Below are 21,403 nucleotides of genomic sequence, written 5' to 3'. Positions count from 1 at the left end.
AGGGCCGGATCGAGCGGCTGGTGATCGTTGCGGCGCCGCGCGTCCTGGGCGAGATCCGTTCTGCACTGCATAAGGAAGTCTCCGATGTGGTGGTGGCCGAGATCGACAAGACGCTGACCAATCACCCGCGCGACGAGATCGAGAAGCTGGTGAAGGAAGAGCTCGCGACCGCCTGAGCCGCGCCTCGCCAAGATGACAGGAAAAGCGCCGTGCGGGTCTCGCGCGGCGCTTTTTCATTGGGGCTTGAGAGGGTAGTGGTGGGCTTTCCGCTGGCGGTCCTAGCGCCACCGATCGTTCAACCAGCCATGCGTCTCCGACCGTCTGTCGAGCGACGCAAAAACGCCGCGCGAGATCCGCGCGGCGTTTGATGGATGGGGAAGAACGAGGCGGCTCAGTCGTCGCTCTCGAGGCTCTGCTTGAGCGTTTCGATATCGGGGTCGCTGGCGCGCGGTACGATCCGATAGACGGCGTTGACGAAGCAGAACACGGCGAACCCGAGAAGGCCCACGCAGATCGCCCCGGTTAAGAACTGCCCGAACGGGTGTCCGCGCAGCCAGTCGAACACCTTGCCGAGGCCGCCCGCGCTGGAGGGATCGTAGCTATAAGCGGCATAGACGATCAGCGCGCCCATGATCGCGATCACCACGCCCTGCGCTACAAGCCCCGCCTGCAGCACGATATTGGCGCGCCGGGTGACCTCGTTGGCTTGCAGATGTTTCAGGTAGGCCTTGGTGATCCCCTTATAGAGATAGTAGCCGCCCGCGCCGATCACGATCAGCCCGATGACGCCAAGCGCGATACGTCCCATCGGTGCGCTCAGGATCGTGGAGACCAGTTTGCTCGTCCCGTTGTCGCCGCTGGCGCGGGCGACCAGAGTCGTCACGGCGATACCGCCGATGCCGAGATGGACGAGGCCACTTACGACGAGGCCGATCCGCGCGAACCAGCCTTTGATGTCATCGCCATAGGCTTCGAGGTCCCAAACCGCATCGACCACACGCCAGATCGCGTAAGCCGCCATGCCGAGCGCGATAGCGACCAGCAGCACGGCGCCCCAGCCGCTCGACAGCTTCTCGAGCACCTGCTTGGTGCCCTCGGCACTGCCGCCATGAAACAGCGACCAGAGCGAGACTCCGGCGACGACGAGATAGACCAGCCCGCGCCCCCCGTATCCCGTGCGCATCACGGGCACTGCCCAAGCGAAATCGTCGGGGTCGTGGCTGTCTGTAGCGGACATTGGCGGTCTCTCTCGGTACTGTGAATTGACGCAGACCCAATGCGTGGACAAGCGCACAGGTTCCCGTGAGGCGCGGCCTTTCCTTTCGCCCGCCAATCGGTCAGGGTCGCGCGGTTGAGAGAAGGGAATTTCGATGAACGAGGCGGTCAAGGGCTTCTGGGCGATGGTGACGGCCTGCGTCATCTGGGGGCTGTCGGGCCTTTATTACAAAATGCTCGACGGGATGCCGCCGATCGAGGTGCTTGCCCATCGCACGCTCTGGTCCTTCCTGTTCTTCGCGGTGATCCTCGGGCTGAAAGGCCGCCTTGGCGAGCTTTGGGTCGCGCTGGCGGAACGTCGCGGGCGCGGATCGCTGGTGATCGCGACAGCGGCGTTTATGATCTCGGCCAACTGGTTCACCTTCATCTGGTCGGTCCATTTCGGCCATGCGGTGCAGGCGTCGCTTGGCTATTACATCTTCCCGCTCGTCGCCGTCGTCCTCGGGCTGATCGTCTATCGCGAGGCGCTGAGCACGCGGCAATGGATGGCGGTCGCGCTGGCGGCCACGGCGGTCATCGTCCTGACGATCGGGCTGGGCGTGGCGCCTTGGGTCTCGTTGATCCTTGCCGCGACTTTCGGCACTTACGGGCTGATCAAGAAGGGGCTGCGCGCAGGTCCGATGGTCTCGGTCTGCGCCGAGGTGCTGTTGCTCTCGCCGGTCGCTTTGATCGTGCTCTGGGGCTATCACGCGGGTTGGTGGGGCAGCGCGCCCGGCGCGGGCCATTTCGGCGGCGACTGGAAGACGACGCTGCTTCTGATCTTCTCCGGCCCGCTGACCGGTACGCCTTTGCTGCTGTTTGCCTATGCGGCGCAGCGCGTGCGGATGGCGACCGTGGGGCTGGTGCAATATCTCAACCCGACACTGCAATTCGCGGTGGCGACGCTTGCCTTCGGCGAGACGGTCACGATCTGGCACGCGATTGCGCTGGGGCTGATCTGGACGGCGCTCGCGCTCTATTCCAGCGCCAACCTGCGGATGCGCCGCCCGCAGCCTGCGGCACAGCCCGCCACGCAGCGCGGTTTAGGCGAAAGCTGAGACGAGCGCGCTTTCCAGCTCCGCCACGCTATCGACCGTCACGACCAGCTCGCGCAGCGACGCATCCGCGAAGCCCTCGCCGATGATATGGTCGATCAGCGCCTCGAGCGGGGCCCAGTAGCCCTCGATATTGAGCAGATAGATCGGCTTCTCATGCAGGCCGATCTGGCGCCATGTCAGCACTTCGAACAGCTCATCGAGCGAGCCCGCACCGCCCGGCAGCACCACCACCGCATCGGCATTCATGAACATCACCTTCTTGCGCTCGTGCATCGTCTCGGTGACGACGAAGGTGGTCAGGTCGCGCTTGCCGACCTCGCGCGGGAAGAGATGCTCGGGGATCACGCCGAAGGTGCGCCCACCCGCGGTTTGCGCCGCGCGCGCGACCTCTCCCATCAGCCCGACATCGCCCGCGCCGTAGACCAGCTGCCAGTCGCGCGCGGCGAGCATCTCTCCGGTTTCCTGCGCTGCTGCCGCATAAGCAGGCTTCGCGCCCGAACGAGAGCCGCAATAGACACAGACGGAACGGGGAAGGGTCATGACGGTGTCTCCGAAAATGCATTGTTATTGAGCGGTGATACCGGGGTTGCTAAGTTCCCTCAAGGGACCGGGTGACCTAGCCGCACATAAGAACAGGCGGCAGGCCCCGAGGGATGACGTGAAGGCGGGACTTAAATGAATGAAAACGTGACGGATCAACCAGTCGAGAGCACCGGGCTCGGGGCGGTGAAAGGGGGGGCGGTCGCGCTGCTCCTCGTGGTCTTGGGGCTGGTGCTTTGGGGCGTGCTGCGCCCGGTGGAACGCGAAGGGACGCAGCCATCGGGGACAGATACGACTGCCGCGACCGGTTCCGCAGGGGCGCCGCAACCGACACAGGAGGGGGGCGCGGAGACGGCCTCTGGCACCGCCGCACCGCAAAAGCAAAGCGTGGAAACCGTGGCTCAGGAAGCGGAAGAGGCGGCGAGTGCCGTGGCTCCGCTGGCAGAGGAGCCCACCGATAAGCTGGTTGAAACGGTCGACGGTCAGGGCGCGGAGGCTACGGCCGCGGAGTCCGCCACCGGGACTGAGATGGGGGCTGACAGCACCACTGCAAAGGCGGCAGCGGACGGCAAGCCGCTCGCCCAAGTGCAATTCGATGCGCTGCGCGCCGCGCCCGACGGTTCGGTGACGCTCGCCGGTCGGGCCGAGCCGGGGGCCACGCTCGATATTCTGGTGGACGGGAAAGTCGTGGCGAGCACGCAGGCCGATGGCGGTGGCAGCTTCGCCTCGCTCTTCGATCTGCCGCCTTCCGATGGCCCGCGCGCGCTCTCGCTGCGCGTGACCGGCGCCGATGGCACCTCGCGCGACAGTGCCGAGACGCTCGTGCTGCGCGGCCAGCCGAAACAGGAGCGCCTTGCTTCGGCAGGTGAGAGCGCGACCTCCGGAATGGCAGCGAATGGTGCGACAGATGGTAGCGCCGGGGCGACGGCTTCGGCGACAGATGGTGCGGCGATGACCGGCACTGACGCAGGCGCGTCCGCCGCAACCGGGACCGACGCGGCCCCCTCCACACCCACGCCGCCGGCAGCACCGCTCATCGCGGATGCCGATGGCGCGCGGCTGCTCGCTCCGAAAAGCGACGATCTGGTGATCGACACGATCTCCTTCGGCTCGGGCGAGGTCGCGCGCAGCGAAGGGCGCGGCGCGCCCGAGGGCACGACGCTGTCGGCCTATCTCGACGACACGCTCGTCGCCGAGGCGCAGCCGGGCGCGGATGGGCGCTGGTCGCTCAGCCTGCCTGGCTTGGGCACGGGCGAGCATAAGCTGCGGATCGATGCGCAGGATGCGTCCGGCAAGGTGGTCGCACGGGCCGAGACCGGCTTCGACCAACCCGACGAGATTCTCGTGGCGAGCGCCGCCGATCCGACCGGTGCGCAGGCGGCTTCGGTGCGCGCGACCGGAGAGGTCGGCGACGCGGTGAAAGTGGTGCAGATCGTGAAGGGCAATACGCTCTGGGCGATCGCACGCGAGGTCTATGGCGACGGGTTCCTCTATGTGCGGGTCTTCGATGCCAATCGCGACCAGATCCGCGACCCCGACCTGATCTATCCGGGGCAGGTCTTCAATATTCCCGCCCCCGATGCGCAGCCCGCCGAGGCTGCGCAGTAGCGCACAGACCGCTTGCATGGCTGGACTCCTGCGCGCCGCCGAGTAGGTTGCGCGCAGGTTTGACCGGTGAGGGGCGCTGCCCCGCTCCCTGACGGGAGCCCCCGGGATATTTTCGCCAAGAGGAAGAGGAGGGCGCGATGCCTCCGGCACAGATCACGACCAAGGGCAAGATGAATGCCGAGGAACGCGCCCGCGGCTGGCGCACGATCCGCGCGGTGCTGCCCTATCTCTGGGCGCATGAAGCCCCGTGGGTGAAGCGCCGCGTCGTCTTCGCGATGGTGATGCTGGTTATCGCCAAGATCATCTCGGTCTCGACGCCTTTCGTCTATCGCGAGGCGGTCAACGCGCTGTCGGGCGAGGGCACCTCGGCGGCCTGGGCGCTTGGCATGGGGGCGGTGGCGATCACCGTGGCCTATGGCGTCGCGCGCCTGATGACCGTGGCTTTCGGCGAGCTGCGCGATGCGATCTTCGTGAAGGTGGCGCAACGCGCGCTGCGCCATCTGGCGCTGCAGACCTTCACCCATATGCATCAGCTGAGCCTGCGCTATCACATCACCCGCAAGACCGGCGGCCTCAGCCGGATCATCGAACGCGGGGTGAAAGGCGTCGAGTTCCTGCTGCGCTTCATGCTGTTCTCAGTCGGCCCGCTGATCGTCGAGCTGACGCTGGTGGCGATCATCTTCGCGGTGGTCTTCGACTGGCGCTACGCGGCGGTCGTGCTGGTCACCATCGCGGCCTATATCAAGTTCACCTTCAAGGTCACCGAGTGGCGCGTGAACATCCGGCGCGAGATGAACAAGGCCGATACGGCGGCGAACCAGAAGGCGATCGACAGCCTGCTGAACTTCGAGACGGTGAAATATTTTGGCGCGGCCAAGCGCGAGGCGGAACGCTACGACGAGTCGATGAAGGGCTACGAGTCGATGGCGGTGAAGACCGGCCAGTCGCTCGCGGCGCTCAATGCGGGCCAGACGCTGATCATCACGATCGGGCTCGTGACGGTGATGGTCATGGCCGCGATGCAGGTGCAGGCGGGCACGCTGACGGTCGGCGATTTCGTCATGGTGCAGGCCTACATGATCCAGATCACCATGCCGCTGGGCTTCCTCGGCACGGTCTATCGCGAGATCCGGCAGGCGCTGGTCGATATGGGCGAAATGTTCGATTTGTTGCAGCAACCGGCCGAAATTCAGGACAAGGAAGACGCGGACGTTCTGAAAGTGAAAGGCGGGCATATCAGCTTCGACCATGTCGAATTCGCCTATGACCCGACGCGGCCGATCCTGAAGGGGATTTCCTTCGACGTGCCCGCTGGCCAGACCGTGGCGCTGGTCGGGCCCTCGGGTTCGGGCAAATCCACGATCGGGCGCCTGCTGTTCCGTTTCTACGAGGTGACCGGCGGCGCGATCCGCATCGACGATCAGGACCTGCGCGATGTGACGCAGGAGAGCCTGCAGCAATCGATCGGCGTGGTGCCGCAGGATACCGTCCTCTTCAACGACACGATCCGCTACAATATCGCCTATGGGCGCGCCGATGCGTCGGACGAAGAGATCGTGGCGGCCGCGAAGGCCGCGCGCATCCATGACTTCGTGCTCAGCCTGCCCGAAGGCTATGACACGGCCGTGGGCGAGCGGGGTCTGAAGCTTTCTGGCGGCGAGAAGCAGCGGGTGGGTATCGCGCGCACGATCCTGAAGAACCCGCCGATCCTGCTTCTGGACGAGGCGACCTCGGCGCTCGATACGCAGACCGAGCGCGACATCCAGATGAGCCTGAAGGCGATGGGCGAGGGGCGGTCCGTGATCACCATCGCGCACCGTCTGTCGACCATCGCGGATGCTGATCAGATCCTCGTGCTCGACAAGGGCGAGATCATCGAGCGCGGGCGCCACGAGGAACTGCTGGCACAGCGCGGGCGCTACGCCTCGATGTGGGCGCGGCAATCGGCGGAAGAGGAAGACGAGGCGGAGCAAGGGGCGGCGTAAGCCTTCCGTTGTCAGCCCTCTCGGCTCGGGGCGACTAGTCCCGGGCCGCGCCCGACTCTCCCCCCGGGAGGGCGCATTGGCGAGGAGATTGCGGGCACGACCGACTTGCGGGCTTGCACGATAAAGCGCCACGCCAGCCACGGGCGATGCGACGCGCCCACCCGAGGGCCGGGCGCGCCCCTTTGTGCTCACTCCGCCGCGTCGGGCCGTGTCACCAGATGCGGCTTCACGCCGCCTTCGGGTTCGCCATCCTCCCAGATGATCTCGCGGCCACGCAACTTGCGCATCGCACGTTCCAGCGCGAGGTCGCGCGCGGCCCGGCTGTCGATGCCCTGCATCAGCGCCGAAAGCGCCTTGGTCCCGCGATAGGCGCCGGTGTTGAACCAGACCCGGATCGCCAGCAGCGCGGGCGTCAGAATCAGCGTCAGCACGGTCGCAGTGCCAAGGCCGAACACCACCGCCGTCGCCAGTTGCTTCCACCAGAGCGCCGTCGGACTGTCGATCGAATAGCCGCCATTGAAGAAATCGAGCGACAGGCCGAACATCATCGGCGCAAGCCCCGCCATCGTGGTGATCGTGGTCAGCAGCACGGGCCGCAGGCGGGCCTCGGCGGTGCGGATGATCGCCTCGAGTTCGGGCATATAGCGCGAGAATTCCTGATAGGTATCGATCAGGATGATGTTGTTGTTCACCACGATCCCCGCCAGCGCGACGATGCCCACGCCGGTCATGATGATCGAGAATTGCTGGCCCATCACCAGCATCCCGATCAGCACGCCTGCCGTGGACAGCACCACCGCCAGCAGCACCAGCACCGAATTATAGAAGCTGTTGAACTGCGCGAGCAGGATCACGAACATCAGCGCCAGCGCGCCGCCGAAGGCGGTCATCAGGAAGTCCTGGCTCTCGTTCTGCTCGACCAGATCGCCGGACCATTCGTAGCTGACGCCGGGGGGCAGGGTGGCCTCGGTATCGAGCCATTCCCCGAGTGCCGCGATCCGCTCGTTGCCGGTGATCGGCTGGCCGTCGTCATTGGTGAGGCCCTCTTCGACCCCCGCCTTGATGTCGTAATAGCGGGTCTGGTCGATCCGGTCGATCTGGCCCAGCTTGGGGGCTGGCGTTCGGGTGATGAAATTCGCGAGCGGCACCAGCCCCTCGGACGTGCGCAGCTTCAGCGTGTCGAGGGTCGAGAGAACCCGGTCTTCCTCGGGCAGGCGCACGCGGATTTCGATCTCCTCGTCAGACGAGGGCACGCGCATCGTGTCGAGCAGGATGCCGCGCGTCACCAGTTGCACCATGCCGCCCACGGTCGCCACATCCGCGCCGAAACGGCCCGCGCGGGTCACGTCTACGTCGATCACCCAGTCGATGCCGGGCAGGGGGCGGGTGTCTTCGATCGCGGTGACGCCCGTCATATCCGCCATATGCGCCTCGACTTGGCGCACGGCCTCGTCGAGCGCTGCGAAATCGTCGCCCTCGAGCCGCAACTGGATCGGCTTGCCGGAGGACGGCCCGCGATCCTGCGCGAGATATTCGGACTGGATGCCGGGGATCGTGGCGATCTTCGCCATGATCTTCTCCATCACCACATCGCCATCGAGCGCCGGGTCGTCCTTGCGCTCGGCCCAAGGGATCATCTCGACCTGAATCTGGCCGATCGTGTCGCGCGGCGCGCTGGCCCCGCCATTGTTCTGGTTCAGCCCGCCTTCGCCCGCGAAGGAGAAGACCGCGCCCACGCCGGGCGTGCCGATCACCATGTTTTCGGCTTCCTGCAGCAGCGCGTCCTTCTCTGCCAGCGAGAGGTTGCCGCGGCCCCGGATATAGACGATCGCCTGCTCCACCTCGCTATCGGTGAAGAACTGTGTGCCGTTGTTGTTCTTGCCGTAATAGCCGAAGGTCATGACGACGCCGGTCACGATGACCGCGACCACGATCAGCGGCATGATCGGATTGCCTGCGATGGCGGCGGTGAAATAGCCGAAGGGGCGGCGGCGATAGCCCGCCTCGATGGGCTTCGGTTTGCCTTGCGGCTTGGCCGCCGTGAAGGTGATTGAGCTGAGCAGCGTAGCTATCACGAAGAGGATCACGCCGGGCAGCGAGGCCAGAAGATTGCCCGAGGCGGTATGCGTGCCCGAGAAGAAGGCCGGGTTGAGTGTCAGGAGCGCGCCGAGGAAGACGAGTCCGGCCGAGATCACGGCAAGCAGCAGGCGCAGCGCGTAAGGCCAGCCTTTGATGACGCGCGCGCCCATGTCGAGACGGCGGCTCATCCGGCCCGCGACGCCGCCCACGACGGGCAGGTAGATCAGCGCCACGACCAGCGAGGCCGAGAGCACGAAGATGATCGTGACCGGCAGCATCCCCATGAACTCGCCCGGCACGCCCGGCCAGAACAGCATCGGCAGGAAGGCACACAGCGTGGTCGCCGTTGACGACACCACCGGCCAGAACATGCGCTTGGCGGCTTCCGTATAGGCGGCCATCGGGCCGGAGCCTTCTGAGATCCGCTTGTCGGCATATTCCACCACGACGATCGCGCCATCGACCAGCATCCCCACCGCGAGGATCAGGCCGAACATCACGATATTCGAGATCGGCACGCCCATCGCGCCCAGCAGCAGGAAGGTCAGCAGGAACGACGTCGGGATTGCGAAGCCCACCAGCAGCGCCGAGCGCGTGCCCAGCGTCGCCAGCACCACGATCATCACCAGCGCGATCGCGGTCAGCACCGAGCCTTCGAGCTGGCTCACCATCGCGCCCACGGTTTTGGATTGATCGAGCGAGATCCCCACATCGACGGCGCGCTGCAGCGGCTCGGGCCATTTGCTCTCGGTCTCGGCCACGGTCTTGCGCAGCAGGTCCACCGTGTCGATGACGTTGTAGCCCTTGCGCTTGACGATCTGCAGCGCCACCGTCGGCTCGCCGTTGAAGCGCGCGGTGCCGGTGCGGTCCTCGAAGGTCAGGCGGATATCGGCCAGATCGCCCAGCGTCACGACGCTCTCGCCGTTCTTCTTCACCGGCAGCGCATAGACATCTTGCGCGGTTTCGAAGGTCGCGGGGATCTTCACTGAGAACGCGCCGCCATCGGTCTCGACTTCGCCTGCCGCGATCAGTTGGTTATTGGCTTGCACGACATTGATCAGCTCGGGCGCGGTGACGTTATAGGCCTCGAGCTTGAGCGGATCGATCACGACTTCCAGCATCTCGTCGCGCTGGCCTGCGATCTGGGCTTCCAGCACCGGCTCCAGCCCCTCGACCTCGTCCTGCAATTCGCGGGCGAGCTGCTGCAGGGTGCGTTCGGGCGCATTGCCCGACAGCGTCACCACGACGATCGGAAACTCCGAGAAATTGATCTCGTTGATCGAATATTTCTCGGCCCCATCCGGGAACTTGCCCTCGGCGGTGTTCATCGCATCGCGCACATCGGCGATGATTTTCGTCTTGTCCCAGCCGAAGTCGAATTCGAGCATCAGCCCCGCGTAATTCTCCTTCGCGATGCCGGTCATCTTGTCCAGACCGTCGAGCCCGGCCAGTTCGGTCTCCATCGGCTTGACCAGCAGCTTCTCGGAATCGGTGGCCGAGATGCCGGGGAAGGGGACCGAGATGAACAGCATCGGAATCTCGATATCCGGCTCGCCCTCCTTTGGCAGGCTCAGATAGGCGGTCAGCCCCGCGAGAATCGAGATCGCCACGAAGGCGATCACCATCCGCGCGCGTGCTGCGGCCCAATCGACGATGCCGGTCATTGCGCGGCCCCGTCTGCGGCACCGCCATCGGTTTGCGGGGCGGGCGTCATGGGGGCGGGCGTGTCATTGGTGGCATCGCCCGGCGCGTGATCGACGAGGGTCACGGCCACAGGCGAGCCCTCGGTGACATAGTCCTGTCCGACCACGATCACCGTCGCGCTCTCCGGCAGGCCCGCCAGCCAGACGCCCTCGGGCGTGTCACGCAGGAAGTCGACCGGGGCGAAACGGGCCACGCCGTCCACCGCGAGCCGCACACCCAGCTTGCCCTGATCGTTCAGCGTCATCGCGGAGGCGGGCAGGAAATGTGCCTTGGTCCCATCGGCGGCGACGATCATCTCGACTGTCTGCCCTTCGCGGATCGAATGGTCGCCATTGGGCGCTTCGGCCTCGATACGGAAGGTGCGCGTGGCGGCATCCGCCGATTGCGAGACGAAAGTGACCTTGCCCATCACCTCGCGCCCGGTCGCAAGCCGTGCGCCGACCATCGCGCCGGATTGCACACGGTCGATCTCGGTTTCAGGGACGTAGCCCACCAGCTTGATCGGATCGAGCTGGATCACGGTGGCGCACAGCCCGCCCGCCGAGAGCAGCGATCCGAGTTCGGCGGTGTCTTCCTCGATCATCCCGGCAAAGGGCGCGGTGATCTCGAGCCGCGCCAGTTCCGTCTGCGCGGCCCCGACGGCGGCGCTGGCCGCTTCGAGGGCCGATTGCGCGGAGGCGGTGGAGGTTTCCGACCGGTAGCCGCCTTCTTTCAGTTTCTCGGCGGCGGTGGCGTTGAGCCGCGCCTCGGCCAGCCGGGCCTGCGCTTCGGCCAGTGCGGCCGGCCGCGTGCCGGGATCGAGCTTGCACAGCAGTTGCCCCTTTTCCACCTGCGCGCCCTTGCCGAGCGGCTCGGAAATCACCTTGCCCGTCGTCTCGGAGCGCACCTCCACGCGGCGCGCGGCCTCGGTCTGCCCGCGCGTCAGAACGCCCTGATCGAGCGGCTGCGCGGTCGAGACCATCGCCTGCACCGGCACGGCGGGGGTGCCGGTCTCCTCGACCTGCTGCGCTTGCTCGGCAGGCGTAGCGGCATCGCCGAGATAGCCCATCAGGCGGTCGCGCTCGAACACCAGAAGGTAGAGCGCGACAAGAACGAGGATCGCGTTAAGGATCGGGACCGGACGCATCGGCGGGCTCCTGTATGTGGGCACGGCGTCTCGCCAAAATGGGGACTGAACCGCAGCGTTCAACTTACCGAGAGCGGCGCGTGATCTCAAGGCTTGCATTCCTCAGGGACCCGCGTGACCAGAGCGGTTCGTGCGGCCCTTGGCAGCGCCGGGGGAGCCGTGTAAGAGGGGCGCCAAAGCTACGAGGAGACCCGCGCGTGAGTGATACCGACAGTTTCATCGACGAAGTCACCGATGCCGTGCGTCAGGACAAGCTCTGGGCGGCATTCAAGAAATGGGGCTGGATCGGCGCGGTAATCATCCTCGCGATCGTCGGCGGCACCGCTTGGAATGCGTGGCAGAAGGAAAAGACCGAGGCCGATGCGCGCGCCTTTGGCGATCAGGTAATGGCGGCCGTGAACGGTGACGCCACCAGCGCCGACCTGGCCAAGATCACGCCCGACGGTCCCGGCCGCACCGCGGTTCTCAAGATCATGCAGGGCGACGCCGCGATCGAGGCGGGCAAGCCCGACGAGGCGATCAAGTTCTTCGACGCGGTAAGCGCCGAGCAGGGCCTGCCGCGCTCGATCAGCGATCTCGCGAAGCTCAAGGCGGTGATCGCGGTGGGCGACAAGATGGATGCGGCCAAGCGCGACGCGACGCTGCAGGAACTGGCGACCCCCGGCGCGCCCTACCGCCTTCTGGCGATGGAGCAGCAGGCAGCCGCAGCCGTCGCGTCCGGAGACACGGACGGCGCGATCTCGATCGCCCAGCAAATTCTTCAGGACGCCGGCCTCACGCCGGGCTTGCAACAACGCGCGACAGAGTTGATTGTGGCGCTGGGTGGCGAAGTGCCGACCCAGCCGGGGCAGACCGCTCCGGCACCGCAAGAGTAAAGGGTTGAACCGGCGCGTCTTTATCGGGCGTGCGGGCACTGCAAGAGAGCCGAGACAGGCAGGGGGAACGGGCGTGAAGCTGAGCAAGACGATCTGCGTGCTGAGTGTGGCGGCTTTCGTGGCAGGCTGTACCAAGGAAACGATCCTCCCCGGCGAGCGTCTCTCGCCCCGCGACGCGCTGCGCGCCGAAGAGGGGCTGCCGCTGGCCGATGCGCCGGCCCAGCAGTCGCTGCCGATCTCGCTGCCGCGTCAGGTGGGCAATGCCGAGTGGCCGCAGCGGGCTGGCTCGGCCACCCATAGCCTGTTCAACGCGGCGCTCGGAAACGGCACGACGCCGGTCTGGTCCGCCGATATCGGTTCGGGCAATGCGCGTCGCTACCGCATCACCGCCGATCCGATCGTGGGTGGCGGCAAGGTCTATACGCTCGACAGTCAGGCCCGTGTCACTGCGACCGCGACGAATGGCGGGCGCGTCTGGCAGACCGACATCACGCCTCCGGGCGACCGTCAGGGCGATGCTTCGGGCGGCGGCGTGGCCTATGCCAACGGCACGGTCTACGTGACCTCCGATTTCGCCGAGCTCGTCGCAATCGACGCAGCCACCGGCGGCATCAAGTGGCGGCAATATTTCGACGCAGGTATCGGCGGTGCGCCGACCGTGAAGAACGGCGTGGTCTATGTGGTCGCACGCGATTCCTCGGCTTGGGCGATCCGCGCGAGCGACGGCAAGGAAATCTGGCAGGTGCCGGGTGCGCCGTCGGCGTCGGGCATGACCGGCGTCTCCTCGCCTGCGGTGACCGATCGTATGGTGATCTTCCCGTTCTCCTCGGGCTTCCTGAGCGGCGTCCTGCCGCAAAGCGGTATGCAGATGTGGAACTCCAAAGTGCCGGGCGCACGTCCGGGCGTGGGCTATGCCAATATCGTCGATCTGACCGGCGATCCGGTCGTGGTGGGCGATACCGTCTATGCGGGTTCCTCGGCGGGCAAGCTGGCGGCGTTCGACGTGAATTCCGGAGAGCGGATCTGGACCGCGACCGAAGGGGCCAACAGCCCCGTGCAGGTTGCGGGCGGCTCGATCTTCCTCGTTTCCGATCAGGGCAAGATCGTGCGTCTCGATGCCAAGACCGGCGATCAGATCTGGTCCACGGATCTGCCCTATTACACCAAGGACAAGCCGAAGCGGCAGCGCGACATCGTCGCGAGCTACGGTCCGGTTCTCGCGGGCAACAAGCTGTTCGTCGCGTCTTCCGACGGCGTGCTACGCGTCTTCAGCCCGATCGACGGCAGCCTGATCGGTCAGGCGAAGATCCCGGGCGGGGCTGCGACCGATCCGGTCGTGGCGGGGCGCACCCTCTACGTCGTCGGCGGCGATGGGAAACTGCACGCTTTTCAGTGAGCCCTTTAGGGTGTAAGGGGGCCGCTTACGACCGCCCAAGGAGGGCATCATGAGCTTTACCCTGGCCATCGTGGGCCGCCCGAATGTCGGAAAATCGACGCTGTTCAACCGGCTTGTCGGCAAGCGACTCGCGCTTGTCGATAACATGCCCGGCGTCACGCGCGACTTGCGCGAGGGCGATGCGCGTCTGGGCGATCTGCGTTTCATCGTGATCGACTCGGCCGGTCTGGAACTGGCCGAAGACGACAGCCTTCAAGGCCGGATGCGCCGCCTGACCGAGCGCGCCGTGGAAGAGGCCGATATCTGCCTCTTCATGATCGACGCGCGCGTGGGTGTGACGCCCGCCGACGAGATTTTCGCCGATATCCTGCGCAAGAAGAACGCCAACGTCATCCTCGCGGCCAACAAGGCCGAAGGGGCGGCAGGCGATGCGGGCGCGATGGAGGCCTGGAGCCTTGGTCTGGGCGAGCCGCTGCGGATCTCGGCTGAGCATGGCGAAGGTCTCGACGATCTCTACACCGCGCTGGTGCCGCTGGCCGACGAATTCGCCGAGCGCAATGCCGCGAACGCCCCCGTCACCGATATCGTGATCGAGGACGAGCTCGAGGAAGGCGACATCCCCGCCTACCAGCCGCCCTCCGCCACGAAGCCGCTGCAGCTTGCCGTGATCGGGCGCCCGAATGCGGGCAAGTCGACGCTGATCAACAAGATCCTCAACGAAGACCGCCTGCTGACCGGCCCCGAGGCCGGCATCACCCGCGATGCGATCTCGGTCACTGCCGATTTCATGGGCACGCCGATGCGGATCTGGGACACGGCGGGGATGCGTAAAAAGGCCCGCGTCACCGACAAGGTCGAGAAGCTGAGTGTGGCCGACGGTCTGCGCGCCGTGCGCTTCGCCGAGGTCGTCGTGGTGCTGCTCGACGTGAATATTCCCTTCGAAACGCAGGACCTCCGGATCGCCGATTTCGCCGAGACTGAGGGGCGCGCCGTTGTGGTTGCTGCGAACAAATGGGACCTCGAAGAAGACAAGCCCGAGAAGCTGAAAGAGCTGCGCGAGGCGTTCGAGCGCCTGCTGCCGCAGCTGAAAGGCGCACCGCTGGTGACCGTCTCGGCCAAGACCGGCAAGGGGCTCGACCGGCTGCACAGTGCGATCCTGAAGGCCCATGAGGTCTGGAACCGCCGCGTGCCGACCGCGAAACTTAACAACTGGCTGACCGCGATGACCGAGGCGCACCCGCCGCCAGCTCCCGGCGGCCGTCGGATCAAGCTGCGCTACATCACGCAGGCGAAGACCCGCCCGCCGGGCTTCGTGGTGAAATCGACCCATACCGACAAGATCCCGGAAAGCTACGAGCGCTATCTGGTCAACGGTCTGCGCGAGAGCTTCGACATGCCGGGCACGCCGATCCGCCTCTACATGCGCGATCAGGGCAAGACGAACCCCTACAAGGATCGCAAGAAGTCGATCCCGTCGCGCCTGAAAAAGCACGTCGATGCGAAGAAGCGCTCCGCCCACAAGGAATCGGCGCGTAAAGCGCGCGAGGCGAAGAAGGGCGAGTAAGCCTTTAATCCTAAAAGAAAACGCCCGCCGGAAGATGTCGAAATCTCCGGCGGGCGTTTTTCGTTTCGGCGATGCCGACGGCTTTACAGAAAGCCCAGCCTGTCGAGGGCCGCTTGGGCGCGTGCGCGCTCTTCGGTCGAGTCCGAAAGCACGCTCGCATTGATCTCCGCCATCAGTTTCGACAGCGTCTTTTCCCGGCGCATCGCGATGATCTGCGCGGGGATCTGGTCCTCACCGATCTCGAGAATGCGCCTCATCAAGACGCTATCCCGCTTGTGCGTGACTGTTACGGACATGTGCAGCTCTCCCGGCGACTCACTTCGAACACGGAAACGTTAACAACGTTCCCGCCCGGAGTCTTGCGTCGCCGGGTCGCAGTGTCAGGCCAGCTTGCCGTCGACCAGGCGCGTCTTGCCGCCGAGATAGGGGTGCAGGCAGGCGGGCAGGGTGACCGAGCCGTCCTCTTCCTGACCGTTCTCCAGCACCGCGATCAGGCAGCGCCCGACCGCGAGGCCCGAGCCGTTCAGCGTCGCGATGAATTCGGGCTTGCCGCCGCCCTCGGGCTTGTAGCGCCCATTCATCCGCCGCGCCTGGAAGGTGCCGCAGGTGGAGACCGAGGAAATCTCGCGATAGGTGTTCTGCCCCGGCAGCCAGACTTCCAGATCGTAGGTCTTCTGCGCGCCGAACCCCATGTCGCCGGTGCACAGCACGATGCGACGATAGGGCAGCTCCAGCGCCTCCAGCACGGCCTCGGCGCATTTGGTCATGCGCTCATGCTCGTCGATCGCGCTCTCGGGCGTGCAGAGCGTCACCATCTCGACCTTCTCGAACTGGTGCTGACGCAGCATGCCCGAGGTGTCCTTGCCCGCGGACCCGGCTTCCGAGCGGAAGCAGTTCGTATGGGCGCACATGCGCTGGGGCAGGGCGGCGGCGTCCATGACCTCGCCATTGGCGTAGTTGGTCAGCGTCACCTCGGCGGTGGGGATCAGCCACCAGCCATTGGTGGTCTGATAGCTGTCCTCGGCGAATTTCGGCAGTTGCCCGGTGCCCATCATCGCCTCATCGCGCACCAGCACGGGGGTGATGTTCTCGGACAGGTCGTGCTTGTCGACATGCAGGTCGAGCATGAATTGCGCGAGCGCCCGGTGGACGCGAGCGACGCCGCCCTTGAGCACCACGAAACGCGAGCCAGACAGCTTCGCCGCCGTCTCGAAATCCATCTCGCCACTCACCGCGGACAGCTCGAAATGCTCTTTCGGATCAAAGGCGAACTCGCGCGGCGTGCCCCAGCGGCTCACTTCGACATTCTCGTCCTCATCTGCACCATCGGGCACATCGGCCAGCGGCAGGTTCGGGATCGTCATCAGCAGATCGCGCAGCTTGGCGTCGAGTTCGCCCGCCTCGGTCTGCATCTGCGCCACTTCGGCTTTCTTCTCGGTCACCAGTGCGCGCAGGCGCTCGAATTCTGCCTCGTCGCCCTTCGCCTTCGCGGCGCCGACTTGCTTCGACGCGGCGTTCTGATCGGCTTTCGCGGTCTCGGCGGCGTGGATCGCCGTGCGGCGCGCCTCGTCCATTGCGAGAATCTCGGGCGAGAGCGGCGAGAGCCCCCGCCGCGCCAGCTGCGCGTCGAATTCTTCGGGGTTTTCGCGGATTGCGCGGATATCGTGCATCTCACCATCTCCAAGACTGTTGCGGGAAAGGCTTTAGCGCATGAAAGTGAAAGCGAAAACCCCCGGCGATGCGGCCATGACACAGGTCAATGAATTCGAGCCTCTGGAGTGGTTGTATTCTGTTGGGCGAATACATATTCAATAACCGGAATATAAATTGCAGGCGCAGGGGCGCGCCGGTAAGGGAAGGGAACCCGAGATGACGTTGAAGCTTCTGCCGTTGGCATTCGCCGCGTTGATCCTGCCGGGAATCGCGTTGGCGCAGGACGGGGCGATTACGGTCGAACCGCAGGTCGTGACCGATTGGAAGTCTGTCTACGGGCAGGTCGAGGCAAAGAACACGATTGCGGCGCGTGCGCGGATTTCCGGCACGATCACCGCGCTTGACGTGACCGAGGGCGACGAGGTCAAAGCCGGTCAGGAGATCGGCAAGATCACCGACCAGACGCTCGATTATCAGATCGGCGCGGTCGATGCGCAGATCAACGCGCTCGAAGCTCAGCTGGAAAACGCGAATACCGAGCTCAAGCGCGGGCAGGAATTGCAGGCGCGTGGCGTCTCGACCTCGCAGAATGTCGATCAGCTTCAGACGCAGGTGAATGTCTACGAGGGCCAGATCGCGGCGCAGAAAGCGCAGCGCAAGGTCTATGAGCAGCAGCAGGAATTCGGCACCGTGACCGCGCCGATCGACGGCAAGGTCGTGACCGTGCCGGTCACCAAAGATGCCGTCATCATGGGCGGCGAGACCATCGCGACGATCGGCGGCGGCGGGTTCTTCCTGCGTCTGTCGATCCCCGAGCGTCACGCCGACACGCTGCACATGGGCGACACGATCATGATCACCGATCCCGACGGCAAGGAGATCGACGGCAAGCTGGCCAAGATCTACCCCGAGATCGAGGGCGGCCGGGTGCAGGCCGATGTCGAAGTGCCCGATCTGGATTCGCGCTTCGTCGGCGCGCGGCTTCTGGTGAAGCTGCCGATGGGCGAGCGTGACGCGATTGTCATCCCGCAGGACTATGTCTTCAACCGCACCGGGCTCGATTTCGTCCGCGTGAAAGAAGCGGACGGCACCTATCTGCGCACGGTCGTGCCGGGCGTTAAGGTCAATATCGACGGCCAGGACATGGTCGAAGTTCTTACCGGTCTGAACGCCGGCGACACGGTGGTGCCGAACGATGAGCAATAACCAAGGCACCGGGCCCGAGACGCCCGAAGACGACGAAATCCACGTCAAGCTGGGGATCGCGGGGGGACTCACGAAGTCCTTCATCCGCTCGGCGCTGACGCCGCTGATGATCCTCGCCGCCATCGCGGTAGGTCTGGTCGCGCTGATCTCGCTGCCGCGCGAGGAAGAGCCGCAGATTTCCGTGCCGATGGTGGATATCCACCTGCAGGCGCCGGGTCTGAAGGCGCAGGACGCGATGAAGCTGGTGACCGAGCCGATGGAAGCCATCGTGCAGGGCATCAACGAGGTCGAGCACGTCTATTCGCGCACGCAGGACGATTATTCGCTGGTGATGGCGCGCTTCAAGGTCGGCACCTCGTCGGATGCCGCGATCCTGCGCGTGCATGAAAAAGTCCGCGCGAATATGGACAAGATCCCGAAAGGCATCCCCGATCCGGTGATCGTGGGCCGCGGGATCGACGATGTGGCGATCGTCTCGCTGACGCTGACCGGCAAGGACGGCGCGCAGGTGGACAGCGACGAGCTGACCCGTGTCGCGCGCGAACTGCAGACCGAGGTCACGAAGATCCAGAACGTTGGCCTGACCTATCTGGTGGGCGACGCCACGAGCGAAATTCGCATCGAGCCCGAGCCCGACAAGCTCGCGCTCTACGGCGTGACGCTGCAGCAGCTCTCGAACAAGGTCACGCAGGCGAACCGCGCCTTCAACACCGGCAATATCCGCCATGAGGGCAAGCAGATCAGCCTCTCGGCAGGGGAGACGCTGACCGCGCCTTCCGAGATCGCGGGCCTTCTGCTGACCACGCGCGACAACCGCCCCGTCTATGTGGCCGATGTCGCGAAGGTGTCCTATGTGCCGGACGCCTCGGACCATATCGTCTCCAATGTGCAGCGCGACGCCAATGGCAAGATCGAGCGCTCACCTGCCGTGACGTTGGCCATCGCGAAGCGCGCGGGGTCCAACGCCGTGGTCGTGGCCGAGCATATCCTCGACCGCGTGCACGAGCTGCACGGCCAGCTGATCCCCGACAATGTCGAGGTGAAGGTTACCCGCGACTATGGCGAGACCGCGAACGAGAAGGCCAACGAGCTGCTGTTCCATCTTGGCCTCGCGACGGTCTCGATCGTGGGCCTCGTGCTGGTCGCGATCGGCTGGCGCGAATCCATCGTGGTCGCAGTCGTCATTCCAGTGACGATCCTGCTGACGCTGTTTGCGGCCTATATCATGGGCTTCACGCTAAACCGGGTGTCGCTCTTCGCGCTGATCTTCGCGATCGGTATCCTCGTCGACGACGCCATCGTGGTGATCGAGAATATCGCGCGACACTGGGCGATGAAGGGGCCGGGCTCGCGCGTGACCAAGGCGATCGAGGCCGTGGCCGAGGTGGGCAACCCCACCATCGTAGCCACCCTGACCGTTGTGGCCGCGTTGCTGCCGATGCTCTTCGTGTCGGGCCTTATGGGGCCTTACATGTCGCCTATTCCGGCGGTGGCCTCGGCGGCTATGATCTTCTCCTTCTTCGTGGCGGTGATCATCACGCCCTGGCTGATGGTGAAGGTCGCGGGCAAGGCGCAGCTGCATGGCCATCACGGCGATGACGACGCCTATGGCGGCGAACATGCGGGCGGCAAGCTCGGTCGGATGTATAGCGCCGTGGCGCGTCCGATCCTGAAGACCAAAGGCCGCTCGGGTCTGTTCCTGCTGGTCGTGTCGGTGCTGTCCTTCGGCTCGCTGGGGCTGCTCTACACCAAGCATGTCACCGTGAAACTGCTGCCCTTCGACAACAAGTCCGAACTATCGGTCGTGGTCGATATGCCTGCGGGCACCTCGGTCGAGGGCACGGACGCGGTCGCCCAGCAAGTGGCCGAGATCGTGACCAAACTGCCCGAGGTGCTCTCGGTGCAGACCCATGCGGGCACCTCCGCGCCGTTCAACTTCAACGGGCTCGTGCGCCACTACTACCTGCGCGCGCAGCCCAATCAGGGCGATGTTGAGCTTCAGCTTGCGCCGAAAGGGGAACGGGATCGCACCAGCCACGAGATTGCGCTGGAGATCCGCGACAAGATCAAGGCGATCAAGCTGCCTGAAGGCGCGAGCCTGAAGACGGTCGAACCGCCGCCGGGTCCGCCGGTGATCGCGACGCTTTTGGCCGAGGTCTATGGCCCGACGCCCGAGATGCGCCGCGACGCGGCCCGCCGGATCGAGGACGCCTTCAAACAGGTGCCCTATATCGTCGACGTGGATAACAGCTTCGGCATCCAGCCCGACAAGCTGCGCGCTACCGTCAATTCCGACGATCTGGAGTTCTACTCGGTCTCCGAAGGCGATGTCTGGGATACGCTGGGGATGCTGAACGGCTCGACCACGGTGGGCTATTCCCATCGCGGGCAGGAGCGCCAGCCGATCCCGATCGTGATGGAGCGTTCGAAGTCGAACAAGGTGATGAACGAGGAAACGCTCTCGACGCCGATCCCGGCCAATGTCCTGCCCGGCGCGCGCGGCGTGGTGGAGCTGGGCGACGTGGTCAGCGTCGACAAGGAGAAGGCGTCCTATCCGATCTTCCGCCATAACGGGCGCGAGGCCGAGATGGTCACCGCAGAGCTTGCTGGCAAGTTCGAGGCGCCGCTCTACGGGATGCTCGCCGTCGACGATGCGATCAACAACATGGACTGGCCCAAGGGCGAGAAACCGGTCGTATCGCTGCATGGCCAGCCACAGGACGAAAGCCATGTGACGCTTCTGTGGGACGGCGAATGGGAGGTGACTTGGGTGACCTTCCGCGACATGGGCGCAGCCTTCGCCGTGGCGCTTCTGGGGATCTACATCCTCGTCGTCGCGCAGTTCGGCTCGTTCCGCCTGCCGCTGGTGATCCTGACCCCGGTGCCGCTGACCTTCCTCGGGATCATGCTCGGCCACTGGATCTTCCACGCGCCGTTCTCGGCCACGTCGATGATCGGTTTCATCGCGCTGGCGGGGATCATCGTGCGCAACTCGATCCTGCTGGTGGACTTCATCCGCCACGGCAGCCACGAGGGCAAATCGCCGACAGAAGTGCTGATCGAGGCAGGGGCCATCCGCTTCAAACCGATCCTGCTGACCGCGATCGCGGCGATGATCGGTGCGGTGGTGATCTTGGCCGACCCGATCTTCCAGGGGCTCGCGATCTCGCTGCTGTTCGGCCTGCTCAGCTCGACCCTGCTGACGGTGCTCGTGATCCCGGCGATCTACCGGATCTTCAAGACCTGATCTGGTCACCAACCTGAAACGCAAAACCGCCCGCACGAGAGAGACGTGCGGGCGGTTTTTCTTTATCGGATCGCGGAGCGGCCCCCCTTCGCCTTGGCGAAAATATCC

General features: G+C 65.2%; 15 protein-coding genes. 9 read left to right on the top strand and 6 right to left on the bottom strand.

Annotated elements, in window-relative coordinates:
• The first annotated feature begins 8 nt into the window (after positions 1 to 8).
• Entirely contained in the window at positions 9 to 176 is a 168-nt protein-coding gene (locus B3D39_RS10095; RefSeq protein ID WP_414717991.1) for a host attachment protein, read from the top strand.
• Between the two features lie 215 nt (positions 177 to 391).
• Here B3D39_RS10095 and B3D39_RS10090 read toward each other — a convergent pair whose 3' ends face one another.
• Entirely contained in the window at positions 392 to 1,237 is an 846-nt protein-coding gene (locus B3D39_RS10090; protein ID WP_274961864.1) for a DUF1206 domain-containing protein, read from the bottom strand.
• 133 nt (positions 1,238 to 1,370) lie between these two features.
• Here B3D39_RS10090 and rarD point away from each other — a divergent pair, with 133 nt between their 5' ends.
• Positions 1,371 to 2,312 carry an EamA family transporter RarD gene (gene rarD, locus B3D39_RS10085; protein ID WP_274961865.1) on the top strand — a complete coding sequence of 314 codons (942 nt, stop codon included), beginning with the start codon at positions 1,371 to 1,373 and terminating at the stop codon, positions 2,310 to 2,312.
• Here rarD and B3D39_RS10080 read toward each other — a convergent pair.
• Positions 2,298 to 2,852: a TIGR00730 family Rossman fold protein gene (locus B3D39_RS10080; protein ID WP_078519596.1), complete on the bottom strand. Its 555-nt coding sequence runs from the start codon at positions 2,850 to 2,852 to the stop codon at positions 2,298 to 2,300. The genes rarD and B3D39_RS10080 overlap by 15 nt on opposite strands.
• Before the next feature lie 135 nt (positions 2,853 to 2,987).
• Between B3D39_RS10080 and B3D39_RS10075 the strand changes: the two genes are divergently transcribed.
• Together B3D39_RS10075 and B3D39_RS10070 are read left to right on the top strand one after the other, a co-directional pair.
• Positions 2,988 to 4,460, top strand: a complete 1,473-nt coding sequence (locus tag B3D39_RS10075; protein WP_274961866.1) for a LysM peptidoglycan-binding domain-containing protein — start codon at positions 2,988 to 2,990, stop codon at positions 4,458 to 4,460.
• A 137-nt stretch (positions 4,461 to 4,597) separates the two neighbouring features.
• Positions 4,598 to 6,445: an ABCB family ABC transporter ATP-binding protein/permease gene (locus tag B3D39_RS10070; protein WP_274961867.1), complete on the top strand. Its 1,848-nt coding sequence runs from the start codon at positions 4,598 to 4,600 to the stop codon at positions 6,443 to 6,445.
• Between the two features lie 188 nt (positions 6,446 to 6,633).
• Here B3D39_RS10070 and B3D39_RS10065 read toward each other — a convergent pair whose 3' ends face one another.
• Positions 6,634 to 10,188 (bottom strand): efflux RND transporter permease subunit, encoded by a 3,555-nt coding sequence (locus tag B3D39_RS10065; RefSeq protein ID WP_274961868.1) that lies wholly within the window; start codon positions 10,186 to 10,188, stop codon positions 6,634 to 6,636.
• Positions 10,185 to 11,354 carry an efflux RND transporter periplasmic adaptor subunit gene (locus B3D39_RS10060; RefSeq protein ID WP_274961869.1) on the bottom strand — a complete coding sequence of 390 codons (1,170 nt, stop codon included), beginning with the start codon at positions 11,352 to 11,354 and terminating at the stop codon, positions 10,185 to 10,187. The genes B3D39_RS10065 and B3D39_RS10060 overlap by 4 nt, the downstream gene beginning before the upstream one ends.
• 197 nt (positions 11,355 to 11,551) lie before the next feature.
• Here B3D39_RS10060 and B3D39_RS10055 point away from each other — a divergent pair, with 197 nt between their 5' ends.
• The 3 genes from B3D39_RS10055 (at position 11,552) to der (ending at position 15,189) form a co-directional block, all read left to right on the top strand.
• Positions 11,552 to 12,229 (top strand): hypothetical protein, encoded by a 678-nt coding sequence (locus tag B3D39_RS10055; protein WP_274961870.1) that lies wholly within the window; start codon positions 11,552 to 11,554, stop codon positions 12,227 to 12,229.
• Between the two features lie 73 nt (positions 12,230 to 12,302).
• On the top strand, positions 12,303 to 13,625 hold the full coding sequence (locus B3D39_RS10050) for a PQQ-binding-like beta-propeller repeat protein (RefSeq protein WP_274961871.1): 1,323 nt from the start codon (positions 12,303 to 12,305) through the stop codon (positions 13,623 to 13,625).
• 49 nt (positions 13,626 to 13,674) lie between these two features.
• Positions 13,675 to 15,189 carry a ribosome biogenesis GTPase Der gene (gene der, locus B3D39_RS10045; RefSeq protein WP_274961872.1) on the top strand — a complete coding sequence of 505 codons (1,515 nt, stop codon included), beginning with the start codon at positions 13,675 to 13,677 and terminating at the stop codon, positions 15,187 to 15,189.
• Positions 15,190 to 15,272: 83 nt separating this feature from the next.
• Here the strand turns inward: der and B3D39_RS10040 are convergent, their stop codons facing one another.
• Both B3D39_RS10040 and serS read right to left on the bottom strand, forming a co-directional pair.
• Positions 15,273 to 15,446, bottom strand: a complete 174-nt coding sequence (locus B3D39_RS10040) for a hypothetical protein (protein ID WP_158522071.1) — start codon at positions 15,444 to 15,446, stop codon at positions 15,273 to 15,275.
• A gap of 123 nt (positions 15,447 to 15,569) precedes the next feature.
• Positions 15,570 to 16,859 (bottom strand): serine--tRNA ligase, encoded by a 1,290-nt coding sequence (serS, locus tag B3D39_RS10035; protein WP_274961873.1) that lies wholly within the window; start codon positions 16,857 to 16,859, stop codon positions 15,570 to 15,572.
• Positions 16,860 to 17,058: 199 nt separating this feature from the next.
• On the opposite strand from serS, the gene B3D39_RS10030 reads away from it, so the two are divergent.
• A complete protein-coding gene (locus tag B3D39_RS10030) occupies positions 17,059 to 18,048 on the top strand; it encodes an efflux RND transporter periplasmic adaptor subunit (RefSeq protein WP_274961874.1) in 990 nt (329 codons plus the stop codon).
• Positions 18,038 to 21,295 (top strand): efflux RND transporter permease subunit, encoded by a 3,258-nt coding sequence (locus B3D39_RS10025; protein WP_286789647.1) that lies wholly within the window; start codon positions 18,038 to 18,040, stop codon positions 21,293 to 21,295. Before B3D39_RS10030 ends, B3D39_RS10025 begins: the two co-directional genes overlap by 11 nt.
• Positions 21,296 to 21,403: the final 108 nt, after the last annotated feature.

The sequence above is a fragment of the Thioclava sp. UBA3469 genome (assembly GCF_002378135.1).
GTDB classification, from domain to species: domain Bacteria; phylum Pseudomonadota; class Alphaproteobacteria; order Rhodobacterales; family Rhodobacteraceae; genus Thioclava; species Thioclava sediminum.
The sequence above is the reverse complement of the archived record's forward strand: the minus strand, read 5'-3'. Positions and strand labels throughout refer to the sequence as shown.